Consider the following 13584-nt stretch of genomic DNA (forward strand, 5'->3'; position numbering starts at 1 on the left):
CATTGTTAAGAATTTGACAGAGCTAAATAAATGAGCTATTTTAAGCTATACAAATTGAGTAAATTTTATTATACTTTATTATTGCTTTTAAGAACTACAATTTTTAAATGGAATCACCTGCGAAATTGAGGTTCAATCAACATACAAAGCAAAGAATGACAGGGTGGTTTACATCTGTTCAGCCATTTAAGGAATTACATTGAGTCATTTTTTCATGTTTCCCAGTTAGACACAGATTTTTAGAAGCAATTGTACCAAAAAAAGAGGGTGCCTGTAAACACAGACACCCTCTTGTCATTCCATTTTTATACCTGAAGGGCTACCTGGTATCTCGAACAACCGTAACCGTACCTTTGATGCGGTCTTTAGTTCCATCTAATTCTATTACATAGAAATAAGCATCTTCATTCAACGGGATACCATTATGTGTTCCGTCCCAAGTGTTTTTGTAGTTGCGCATTTTGAAGACCAAGGTACCCGAACGGTTGTAAATGTTGACCGTGTTGTTTGGATGGGACTCGATGTTGCCCACAATCCAGGTATCGTTCCTTCCATCGCCATTAGGCGTAACCACTGCGGCTGGTGAAATCGTATCGTCGACAGGGCTACCGATGCTTGCTGTAGCATCGACCATACCAACCGATTGACGCTGGCCTGGCTGGTAACCGATTGGTGCGGCTGGCTTCATAACAACGCTAACAGTTCCCGTTAAGCTCACTGATGAACAGCCGCCCGTGGTGCTTACCATATAATCGAACCTACCAATGGATGTTGGTGTACCACTGATGGTCAGGGCCTCTCCAACGAAAACTCCTGTTACACCAGCTGGCAAACCGGTTACGGTTGCGCCCGTGGCGTTACTACTTATTGTGTAGACAATTCGTGAAATCGGCGTATTTACGGTAACCGTGGTACTTGCACTGCCAGTGGTTAAGGATAAGGTTGGCGTATAAGTCCAATTGCTGTTGTTGCCTCCATTTGCCCCGGCAAACTTGTTCTCCGATGGCCGTCCATTTCCGGCTATGGCATCTCTTAAATAAACAGATTTTAAATTGAAGTTCTTTAAGATGGATGTCAAGGTGTATTGAACACCGTCTGTGCTTGACCGCAACTCTGTAGGTGCGCATGGCGTACCATCTGCTGTCAATACACCATCTATGGTAAAAGTTCCTCCAGCCTTGAATGTATTTACAGATGAGGCCTTTAGATTCAAGTTGTTAAGCCTCATGTTCGAGCCCTTCGAAGCTTCAGGGTTGTCTACAGTTGAGGTTTCTGCAATGATAGATGCATTCGAGCTAAAGCTAACATCGTGGTAAGAGGTGCCAAGCGCGTTAGAGATTAAGCTGGAAGTACCAGATTGTGCGGTAAAAGTCACGTCGTTATAAACAATCTTTGATGCATTAAGCTCGCTGTTGTTCAAGATAGTTTTGAATCTAGCATCTGGTGCGGTTAATCTAATCAAAGACCCAACTGTATTGAAAGCGGTCAGGTTTAATCCATCCAAGTACCAGTCCTGCCCGTTAAGTTCGATGGTAGAATTGGAAATATTTAGCTCACGGGCCCTATCTGCCGTTAAAGGGAAACTTTGGAAATTGCTTGTCGTTACGAGTTTCCCATTGGTATTCAAGGTGCCTGCCTTATGATAAACTGTAGTGGTATAACCAGGCGTTTGCCCGCTTTTAAAGTCGTCGCCTAAGGTATAAGAGCCTGTTCCGGCAAAAGTAATTTCTCTGGAATCATAAATGCAGGCGTTGCCCGATTTTATGGTGTGCTTAGCGCTTCCCGAATAATAAAGGTCACAGAGGACTCTTTGCGCTCCCGTAAAGTTCGAACTACCAGCAATATACAGCGTGCCATTGCCGAATATCGCCTCATTAAATGGATCTTTTACCGTAATGTTTTTACAATATGCTGCTTTGCCGATGTTTATCTCGTTGCTCAAAGGCCCAACAGATGAGCCATCAAATACCACGTCATCTGCGGCCGTAGGAATAGCCCCAGAAGCTGCGCCCCCACTGCTCAAGCTCCAATGGTTGCCATCGTTCCAATCGCCACCGCCTTTTATCCAATAGTAGGTATTGCCAATGATGGTAATCGTTCCCTGCAGGCTTGCGGATGAACAGCCATCCAGTGTAGTCACCGTATAGCCAAAGGTACCTGATGACGTTGGTGCACCACTAATCACCAATGTACCTGTACGGTTAGAAGCTGTTACCCCTGCCGGCAAGCCCGATACGCTTGCACTCGTTGCATTGCCTATGGCATAGGTTATGTTGGTTATTGAATTATTGATAGGAACCGTTTGAGAGGCCTCGCCACTGCTTAAGGTCAATGTTGCATTTGGCGCAACAGTAATTGTTCCCGCTAAGCTCACTGGTGAGCAACTGCCCGTGGTGCTTACAATGTAATCAAATATACCGCTTTCTGTCGGCGTGCCGCTAATGGTCAGGTTACCTGATGCGTACGCGCCGGCTACTCCCGTTGGCAGGCCCGTTACGGTTGCGCCATTAGCATCGCTTACGCTATAGCTGATGCTGTTTATGCCATTGTTGATGCAAACGGTCTGAGCAATTGTCCCATCCGCACTATTTAGGGCCAAGGTTGCATTTGGGGCAACATCGATTGTTCCCGTCAAGCTTGTGGATGAACAATTGCCCGTGGCGCTCACCGTATAGGTGAATTTACCGCTTGAGCTTGGTGTGCCGCTAATGGTTAGTTTACCCGGTGCGTAAAAGCCCTTTACCCCTGTTGGCAGATCTCTTACGGTTGCTCCCGTAGCATTGCCTACGCTATAGCTGATGCTTCTTATGCCATTATTGATGCATACGGTTTGAGCATCTGTTCCCCCCGAACTGTTCAGGGTTAATGTTGCATTTGGGCTGACATTGATGGTTCCCGTCAAACTTGTCGATAAGCATCTACCTGTAGCCTTTACCGTGTAGGTGAACTTACCGGTTGATGTTGGTGTGCCGCTAATGGTTAGCTTACCTGATGTGTAAACGCCCTTTACTCCTGCCGGCAAACCGGTTACGGTTGCTCCCGTAGCATCGCCCACGATATAGCTGATGCTGTTTATGCCGTTATTGATGCAAACGATTTGGGCATTCGTTCCCCCCGAACTGCTCAGGGTTAACCTTGCATTTGGGGTGACATCGATTGTTCCCGTCAAGCTCGTTGGCGAACAGCTGCCTGTGGCCTTTACCGTGTAGGTAAATTTACCGCTTTCTGTCGGCGTACCGCTAATGGTTAGTTTACCCAGCGTGTAAACGCCCTTTACTCCTGCTGGCAAACCGGTTACGGTTGCTCCCGTAGCATCGCTTACACTATAGCTTATGCTGCCTATGCCCTTATTGACACATATGGCTTGAGCAATTGTTCCGATCCCACTGTTTAGGGTTATTGTTGCATTCGGGGCGACATCGATCGTTCCCGTCAAGCTTGTTGATAAGCAGCTGCCCGTAGTGCTGATCATGTAAGTGAATTTACCGCTTTCTGTCGGCGTACCGCTAATGGTTAGGTTACCTAGCGTGTAATCGCCTTTTACTCCTGCTGGCAAACCTGTTACGGTTGCGCCTGTGGCACCTGCTATCGTGTAGAGGATCGGTATGATGGCGGAATTCTTGCAAACGGTTTGGGCATTTGTTCCCCCCGAACCGTTCAAGGTTATTGTTGCATTTGGGGTGACATCGATTGTTCCCGTCAAGCTTGTGGATGAACAATTGCCCGTGGCGCTTACCGAGTAAGTGAATTTGCCGCCCTCTGTAGGCGTACCGCTAATGGTCAGGTTACCTGGTGTGTAAGTCCCTTTTACTCCTGCTGGCAAACCCGTTACGGTTGCGCCATTAGCATCGCCTACGCTGTAGCTGATGCTGTTCATGCCATTGTTGATGCAAACGGTTTGGGCATTTGTTCCCTCCGCACTGTTCAGGGCCAAGCTTGCATTTGGGGTGACATCGATTGTTCCCGTCAAGCTTGTGGATGAACAATTGCCCGTGGTGCTCACCGTGTAGGTGAATTTACCGCTTGATGTTGGTGTGCCGCTAATGGTTAGGTTACCCGGTGCGTAAAAGCCTTTTACCCCTGTTGGCAGATCTCTTACGGTTGCTCCCGTAGCATTGCCTACGCTATAGCTGATGCTGTTTATGCCATTATCGATGCATACGGTTTGGGCATTTGTCCCCCCCGAACTGTTCAGGGTTAATGTTGCATTTGGGGTGACATCGATGGTTCCCGTCAAACTCGTTGATAAGCATCTACCTGTAGCCTTTACCGTGTAAGTGAACTTACCGGTTGATGTTGGTGTGCCGCTAATGGTTAGCTTACCTGATGTGTAAACGCCCTTTACCCCTGCCGGCAAACCGGTTACGGTTGCTCCCATAGCATCGCCCACGATATAGCTGATGCTGCTTATGCCATTATTGATGCAAACGGTTTGGGCATCTGTTCCCCCCGAACTGTTCAAGGTTAACCTAGCATTTGGGGTGACATCGATCGTTCCCGTCAAGCTTGTGGACGAACAGCTGCCTGTGGCCTTTACCGTGTAGGTAAATTTACCGCTTTCTGTCGGCGTACCGCTAATGGTTAGTTTACCCAGCGTGTAATCGCCCCTTACTCCTGCTGGCAAACCGGTTACGGTTGCTCCCGTAGCATCGCTTACACCATAGCTGATGCTGCTTATGCCCTTATTGACGCATATGGCTTGAGCAATTGTTCCAACCCCACTGTTCAGGGTTAGTGTTGCATTAGGGGTGACATCGATCGTTCCCGTCAAGCTTGTGGATAAGCAGCTGCCCGTGGCACTGATCATGTAAGTGAATTTACCGCCTTCTGTCGGCGTACCGCTAATGGTTAGGTTACCTAGCGTGTAATCGCCTTTTACTCCTGCTGGCAAACCTGTTACGGTTGCTCCTGTGGCACCTGCTATCGTGTAGAGGATTGGTATGATGGCGGAATTCTTGCAAACGATTTGGGCATTTGTTCCCCCCGAACCGTTCAAGGTTATTGTTGCATTTGGGGTGACATCAATTGTTCCCGTCAAGCTTGTGGATGAACAAGTACCCGTGGCCCTTACCGCGTAAGTGAATTTACCGCTTTCTGTTGGCCTACCGCTGATGGTTAGTTTACCTAGCGTGTAATCGCCCCTTACTCCTGCTGGCAAACCGGTTACGGTTGCTCCAGTAGCATCGCCTACGATATAGCTGATGCTGCTTATGCCATTGTTGATGCAAACAGTTTGAGCATCTGTTCCCCCCGAACTGTTCAAGGTCAAGCTTGCATTTGGGGTGACAGTGATCGTGCCCGTTTGGCTAGCCGATGAACAACTGCCCGTGGTGCTTACCTTATAACCAAAGGTACCGCTTGATGTTGGTGTACCACTGATGGTGAATTTACCTGCATTGTAAACGCCGGTTAAACCACTTGACAGGCCCGTTACGCTTGCTCCCGTAGCATCGCCTACACTATAGCTGATCATGCTTATGCCATTATTGATGCAAACAGTTTGAGCATTTGGTCCATCCGAACTGTTAAAGGTTAATGTTGCATTTGGGGTGACAGTGATCGTGCCCGTTTGGCTAGCCGATGAACAACTGCCCGTGGTGCTTACCTTATAACCAAAGGTACCGCTTGATGTTGGTGTACCGCTGATGGTGAATTTGCCTGCATTGTAAACGCCGGTTAAACCACTTGGCAGGCCCGTTACGCTTGCGCCTATGGCACCTCCTATCGTATAAACGATTGGCGTAATGTCCGTATTGTAGCAAACTGTGGTACTTGCACTGGCACTGTTTAAAGATATGGATACTGGAACATTTGTCCAATTGGTGTTGTTCCCTCCATCAACGCCTGAAAATTTATTTTCTGACGCGATGCCATTACCTGCTTTGGCGTCACTTAAGATTACATTTTTTAGATCGAAGTTTTTCAGGGTAGATGCTAAGGTATATTGGCTACCTCGCGTCAACGAGCGAAATTCTGTAGACGAACATGCTGCACCATTTGCGCTTAGCACACCGTCTATAGTATATAATCCCCCCGCAAGGAATTTATTTATCGAGGAAGCTTTTAAATTAAGGTTGTTAAACCTAACATTGGCAATATTGAATGTAAAATCTGACGATTGCACATCTACGTTTCTGAATGTAAGTGAACCTTTTACACCTGGTAGAGATGCAATGGAGCTGGTATTTCCTGTTATTTGCAAATCATTGTAAGCAACAGGCACATCGAAACCAGGGACTGCAAAAGTATCTTTAACCTTAATTGTACTGTTAGTGGTTTTATAGTTTGTTTCGCTGTTGTGCGCAGCAGTATACCTCCCTGTGGATATGATAGAAGATGATATATCGAAGAATGCCTTAGAATTATCCCCCCTTATCTCTGCATTTAATGTAGTAAAACCAACTAAATTATTTGGGCCGAAATTTGTTATGTTATGTCCATTGGTATAAAATTGACCAGATGTTTGAATTAAATTAGCTGAAGATAAATCGTCAGCCAGGTCAAAACGACCATTTACCAGCTGCAAGTTCGAAGAAGGAATCCATACTTTGTTTGTTTTAAGGGTTTGGGCATTGGCAACAAAACTGCTACCCACCATTCGCGTACTACCAAGAAAATCATAAGTCATATCCTTGGCCAATTCCATACTGCCATAGATGTTTAAGTTAAGATTACTCTGACCAGTGAGTTTCGGCGTTTTCAATCCCGCACCAGCATTCCAGATCATGCTTCTGCAACTTGCATCAGCATTTATGTTTACAGTTTGGTTGGTGCCTGAAAAAGATCTATCATCAAAATACACATCATCTAGTGCTGTAGGTACAAGCCCTGATCCTGCTCCCCCGCTAGTGTAGCTCCAATGGGCACCATCATTCCAATTGCCGCTGCCCCCTACCCAATAAAGGAATCCGTTAGTAACATTAATCGTTCCCCCCAAACTCACTGATGCACAGGCACCCGTGGTGCTGACGGTATAATTGAATCTACCCCTTGATGTTGGGGTACCGCTGATGGTTAAATTGCCATTTGTATAAAGGGTGGTTAGACCATTTGGCAAACCTTGTACTGTTACGCCTGTAGAATTGCTCACGTTATAAACAATGGGTTGAATTGGCGTGTTGCTAGAAATTGTTGTATTGTCATTGCCACTGGCTAAAGTGATGGTAGCTTTTTGATTTTTAAGAGGCGTATAAGTCCAATTGGTATTGTTACCGCCATCACTGCCTGAAAATTTATTTTCTGCCGCGGAGCCGTTACCTGCTTTGGTATTACATAAAATTACATTTTTTAAATCGAAATTTTTCTGGGTAGATGTTAAGGTATATTGTCCAGTTGATCTTAACGATCGAAGCACGGTGGGCGCACAGGCTTCACCATCGGCCGTTAGCACGCCATCAATTGTAAAGCTACCATCTACCTTAAAGTCATTTACTGAGGAAGCTTTTAAATTAAGGTTGTTAAACCTCATGTTTGAAAGATAGAACAGACAAGTTGATGATTGCACATCGACGTTTCTAAATGTGACTAAATTTGCTGAAGTGTAGCCCGAAATCAAGGGATTATCTCCTCTTAACTGCAAATCGTTGTAAAAAACTGGGTCATTTTCAGCAGAAATAACAAAGTTCCGAACAATTATAGTACTATTATTAGTGCGATAGTAGTTTTGGCTGCTGTGTGCAGCCACATAGGCATCTACCGCTATAGTAGAACCCTCAATATTGAAATACGCATTGAAATTATCGCCCCTAGCTCTTGCATCTAGGACAAGAGCACTAGAACAACTTATGTTGTGGGCGTTAGAATAAAATTGACCAGAAAATTGTTCAAAGTTATATACAGACATATCGTCGAATAAATCAAAACGACCGTTATACAACTGAAAAGCTGAGCTAGAGATACTTACGCCATTTGTTTTAATGGTTTGGGCATTGGCATCGAAACTGTTACCCAACATACGGGTCTTTCCGGCAAAACCAAAAGTCATGGACTTAGCCAATTCCATACTGCCATAGATGTTTAAGTTAAGATTACTCTGACCAGCGAGTTTCGGTGTATTCAATCCCGCACCAGCATTCCAGATCATGCTTCTGCAATTTGCATCAGCAGTTATGTTTACGGTTTGATTGGGGCTTGAAAAAGATCTATCGTCAAAATACACATCACTTAAGAATGTAGGCACAAGCCACGCCGGCGATCCTCCGCTAGTTATGCTCCAATGTGAACCATCATTCCAATTGCCACTTCCCCCTATCCAATATAGGGGTAAAATTACAATTGGCCTTTTAGAGCTAGATACGGGACTTGATCTATCGCCGACATTAGCGCTCAAAGGTTTTTTTAAATTACTTTGAACAACAACACTGGAATCAGCATTCCAATGATGGTAGGTTGCTTTTGAAAAAAAGGTAACACACATCAAAAAGACAATAATGAGCAAAGATTTACTTAGATGGCTAATGGCATTCATAACAGAAAACAGTATTAATTAGTATTATTAATATTACAAAACTACAGTTTAGTAAGATTAATTAATACAATCGTATATTATATTTTTTACAATTATAAATAATAAAAGATACCATTCAAATTTTTTTTATATAAATATTTTGGATGAAAATTCATTTAAAAACACCTGTAACACCTAAAATAGCTATAAATCGTTTTAGTCAAATTGAAGAGATGCAACTAAATCTAGATATGGGATTTAATCAACGAAAAGGAGTAACCGACACAAAATCTGTAGTTTTTATTATACTACAAAGACTTTGAACCATAGATAGGTAATCAAGAATTAAATTTTAAGATCATTCGTCTTTCTCGCATATCCACGATTCACAAAATAATTCTGTTATGATTTGTACAGCCGGCTGTAAGTAAACTGATTAGAGCGAGCACGGAGTGAAACGATTAAAGCGGAGCGCAGGACGAACATTAAAATGGAACACAGGTTTTGCTTTCCAGATATTGATTTAAGGTTTTGATGTTTTTACTGTTTGTTAGTGTGTCCAGATACAGATAACGGGGGTTTAGGACAACGAAAATATCTTTTACATGACTAAGACCTTGACATAAATTGAGGGTGACAATACCTCATGAAGATCTTTTACAACTAATCTTAGTCGCCCCATTTGGCGCCTACGCATGTTTTTGCACAGCCCGCTGTAAATAAACCTGATCGGAGCGGGCACGGAGTGAAACGGAGTAAAGCGGAGAGCAGGACGAACATTAATATGAAATACAGGCTTTGCTTTCCAAATATTGATTTACAAACCTGTTGTTTTGACGTTTTTAACTGTTTTTTCGTGCATACAGATACAGATTACATGAGTTCGGGATAACGAAAATCTTTTACATGACTAAGACCCTGAAATAAATTGAGGGTGACAATACCTCATGAAGATCTTTTACAACTAATCTTAGTCGCCCCATTTGGCGCCTACGCATGTTTTTGCACAGCCCGCTGTAAATAAACCTGATCGGAGCGGGCACGGAGTGAAACGGAGTAAAGTGGAGAGCAGGACGAACATTAATATGAAATACAGGCTTTGCTTTCCAAATATTGATTTACAAACCTGTTGTTTTGACGTTTTTAACTGTTTTTTCGTGCATACAGATACAGATTACATGAGTTCGGGATAACGAAAATCTTTTACATGACTAAGACCCTGAAATAAATTGAGGGTGACAATACCTGGTGAAAAACTAATCTTAGTCGCCCCATTTGGCGCCTACGCATGTTTTTGCACAGCCCGCTGTAAATAAACCTGATCGGAGCGGGCACGGAGTGAAACGGAGTAAAGCGGAGAGCAGGACGAACATTAATATGAAATACAGGCTTTGCTTTCCAAATATTGATTTAAAAACTTGGTGTTTTGACGTTTTTAACTGTTTTTTCGTGCACACAGATAACATGAGTTCGGGATAACGATAACATATTTTAATGACTAAGACCCTGAAATAAATTCAGGGTGACGATACCCTAAAACAATCCGTCATGCTGAATTGATTTCAGCATCTTAGTAGATATTAAAGTTTTTCTTTCTTCATCCAAGCGGCTAAAAGATTAAACCAATCTACATCTGAAGTTTTATTAATCAAACCAAATCCATGCCCACCATTTTCGTATAAATATAAATCTGTGGGTACATTTTTACTTTTTAAAGCTTGGTTTAGCGAGATGCTATTTTGCACAGGTACGGTTTGATCGTCTTTGGCATGAACTAAAAAAGTTGGTGGTGTTTTAGCTGTTACATTTTTATCGGCAGAGAAATAATGCTTTAAACTGTCTGGAGGATTTGGACCCAAGAGATTTTTCATCGTTCCGGTATGAACAGACTGTTCGAAACTGATAACAGGGTAAATAAGGGCTGCAAAACTTGGCCGTAAGTTGAGCTGGTCTGGGTTAGCAATTTTGGAATCGTTGTAGTGCGTAATTAATGTAGAGGCAAAATGACCTCCGGCAGAGAAACCCATAATGCCAACTTTCTGCGACTTAATATTATATTTTTTGGCATTCTTTTTTACCAGATAAATGGCTTGCTGAGCATCTTGTAAACAGGCATACATTTTATCTACCATGATTTGATCGCTGGGCAGGCGATATTTGAGTACAAAGGCGGTAACCCCAATCGCGTTAAACCGTTTGGCAACATCTATTCCTTCATGACTAAAAGCCAAAGCCCCATAGCCGCCCCCAGGGCAAATAATAACTGCGGTGCCTGTTGATCGTTCTTTCGGCGCTTGGAACACCATTAAAGTTGGTACAGAAACCTTTGTAATACTTAGCGTTCCATTTGAACGGGTTTCGGTATTTTCTTTATAATCTGAGGGTGTTGGTTTTGCTCCAGGAATGCCACTGGAATATAAGGGAATAATTTCTTGCGCTTGCGAAAGGGTTGCCATAATTAAAAACAGTGTTGAAAATAAGATTGATTTTGCCATGTTTAAATCTTTTAAAATTCCATTAAATATGCTTTCAAAAATTCGTTGATATCACCATCGAGCACCGCTTGTGGATTCGAAGTTTGATAATTTGTGCGGTGATCTTTTACCCTACGATCATCCAAAACATAACTCCTAATTTGCGAGCCCCATTCGATTTTCTTCTTTGAACCCTCTACCGCAGCAATCGCATCATTGCGTTTACGTTCTTCAATTTCATACAACTGCGATTTTAACAAACGAATTGCGTTTTCTTTATTTTGAAGTTGCGAACGCGACTCTTGATTTTTGATGATGATACCGGATGGTTTGTGATACAATCGAACAGCTGTTTCTACTTTATTTACGTTTTGGCCACCAGCACCGCCTGCTCTAAAGGTTTCGAACTCTATATCGGCAGGGTTAATATCAATCTGTATGGTTTCATCAACCAAAGGATACACATAAACCGATGCAAAAGAAGTATGCCGACGAGCATTCGAATCAAAAGGGGAAATGCGAACCAAACGATGAACGCCATTTTCACCTTTTAAGTAACCGTATGAAAAATCGCCATCGAATTGAAGTGTTACGGATTTTATACCCGCAATCTCCCCTTCCTGACTATCTTGTTCAGTAATTTTGTATCCGTTTTTTTCGCCCCACATCATATACATGCGCATCAGCATGTATGCCCAATCGCAACTTTCCGTTCCGCCAGCTCCTGCTGTAATTTGCATCACTGCCGAAAGTTGGTCTTCTTTATTCCGGAGCATATTTTTCAATTCTAGCTCCTCAACAGCTGCTTTGCTCATTTCGAATTGATCATTTAATTCTTCTTCTGAAGCATCGCCAGATTGGTAAAAATCGAACATCACAACCGCATCCTCAACCGAATTATCGGTGTTGGTGAAAGCGTCCGTCCATTTTTTCTTCGAACTAATTTCCGCTAAAATTCTCTCTGCTTTTTTTGGATCGTCCCAGAAATCGGGCGCCATGGTTAATTTTTCCTCTTCGCGAATGGCGTAGAGTAGCTCATCAACGTCAAAGATGCCTCCTCAGAGACGTAATTCTGTCTCTTAAATCCTGCAATTGCTCTTTTGTCATAAAGCAAATATAGTAATGATTATAGCATTTTAACCTTCATGCTCAATCTTAAACCTCGAAAAAAATTCGGTGTATTTTAATCGTTACAAGTAATCGTTACATTCGTTAATATCACACAAAATCGATTTAGTTTGGGTTAAAAATGAGTTAAATGTGAACAAAAATTTTCAAATAACTAATAAATTAGTAATTTCATCCCTAATAAAACAGTTTATTGAAAACTCGATTTGATGCAAAATTCGAACGAAATTTCTCTTGGCTGTTTGAAATTTTAACCAATCATCCATCTTATCAATGCTCAAAACAACCCTCTCCTCTCTTTTTGTATGCATTCTATTTGCATGCAATGTACAAGCCCAAACCAGTAAAGTTGATAGTTCTGAAATGGTAACCCTCCGAATTGATCCGGATAACGCTCGCGGTGCTGCTGTTTCTCAAATTTTCGATGAAGTAAAGTTTATACCGCTAGAAACGACAAAAGAAAGCTTATTTGGATCGATAAGCCAACTTCGAACCACAAAAGATTGTTATGTAATTTATGATTATGATACCAAATCTGTGCTGATTTTTAATAAGGATGGGAAGTATAGGGCAAAAGTTAACAGCAGTAAGGTTGTTGCTGATGCAGATGAGAAAGACAAGCAAGTTTTTTATGGATTCCAACTAATTAAGAACAAAGATGAAGCTTTAATTCGTGTATCATCTGGCAAAAATCATTTCTTTTTTGATTTGGATGGAAAGTTGGTTAAAAAAGCTGCGGTAGGTAAAAGAACTGCGGAAGACAGATACATAAAATTTGCCGACAGCATCACAACCATAGCCCCATTTCACGTTTCTAAGAATGGCAAAGACAGCACCAATTATGAAATCGCAATCTTAAACAACAAAAAAGAAGTGGCGCTTTACTTCCCATTCGAATCTGATCGATTTGAGAAAGATCAATACATTGGTGGCGGCAATCCCCTTACTGATTATGGTGTTGACAATGAGATATTTTATGTGCGGTATTACGAGTACAATTTATATAAAATTAGGCCCAAATCAGTTTCTCTATCTTATCGCATACTTTTCCCTGCAAGCATTTCCCTGCCTAAAGGCTTTATGGAAATGACGGAGTACAGAAAAAAGCGGATAGAGTATTTCGAGAAAAACCCCACACAAATTGTAAACATAAGCAACCCTTACCTAGTTGGCGATAACCTATTTTTCAAAACCAATAATTGGGGTTGGAGTCAAGATAAAAAGAATGCCCTGGTTTACAATCTAAAAAATGGCGATTTAACTTCAATCAAAAATCTAGATCCCGATGAACGATCTCAGTTTTTACCTGTAACAGACGGGGGAACGTTCTACGATTTTACAAATAACGGTTTTCACACCTTTGAGGATGGTTATCTATACACCAGCTATTCTGCGCTTGCGCTTTTTACTTTTAAAGACTTAAATGCGGGGAAAGATAAAAAGTACGACACAGTGTTAACTAAGTTTTTTGAAACCCAAAACAAAAAAAGCAACCCAATCATCATCCAATTAAAACCTAAAAAAAACTAAAGCGCG

4 protein-coding genes are annotated in these 13584 nt (G+C 42.3%); 1 reads left to right on the forward strand and 3 read right to left on the reverse strand.

What is annotated here, in order from left to right; genetic code table 11:
- Window positions 1-319: 319 nt before the first annotated feature.
- The 3 genes from DHW03_RS07810 to prfB form a co-directional block, all read right to left on the reverse strand.
- Window positions 320-8329, reverse strand: coding sequence for a gliding motility-associated C-terminal domain-containing protein (locus DHW03_RS07810; protein WP_133248510.1), 8010 nt, complete (start codon window positions 8327-8329; stop codon window positions 320-322).
- 1697 nt (window positions 8330-10026) lie between these two features.
- The gene (locus DHW03_RS07815) at window positions 10027-10941 is read right to left on the reverse strand and encodes an alpha/beta hydrolase (RefSeq protein WP_109925207.1); all 915 of its coding nucleotides are present in this window, start codon (window positions 10939-10941) and stop codon (window positions 10027-10029) included.
- A gap of 11 nt (window positions 10942-10952) precedes the next feature.
- A protein-coding gene (gene prfB, locus DHW03_RS07820; protein WP_109925208.1) for a peptide chain release factor 2 occupies window positions 10953-12027 on the reverse strand; the annotation gives its coding sequence in 2 pieces (ribosomal slippage) (window positions 10953-11966 and window positions 11968-12027; 1074 coding nt in all).
- Between the two features lie 294 nt (window positions 12028-12321).
- Between prfB and DHW03_RS07825 the strand changes: the two genes are divergently transcribed.
- Window positions 12322-13578 (forward strand): 6-bladed beta-propeller, encoded by a 1257-nt coding sequence (locus DHW03_RS07825; RefSeq protein WP_109925209.1) that lies wholly within the window; start codon window positions 12322-12324, stop codon window positions 13576-13578.
- The last annotated feature ends 6 nt before the right edge of the window (window positions 13579-13584 follow it).

The sequence above is a fragment of the Pedobacter yonginensis genome (assembly GCF_003173595.1).
In the GTDB taxonomy this organism is placed as follows: Bacteria; Bacteroidota; Bacteroidia; order Sphingobacteriales; family Sphingobacteriaceae; genus Pedobacter; species Pedobacter yonginense.

Excerpts from the sequence above, each read along its gene's own strand:
- DHW03_RS07815 (WP_109925207.1), bottom strand. The coding sequence starts at position 10,941 with ATGGCAAAATCAATCTTATTTTCAACACTGTTTTTAATTATGGCAACC.
- DHW03_RS07825 (WP_109925209.1), top strand. The coding sequence starts at position 12,322 with ATGCTCAAAACAACCCTCTCCTCTCTTTTTGTATGCATTCTATTTGCA.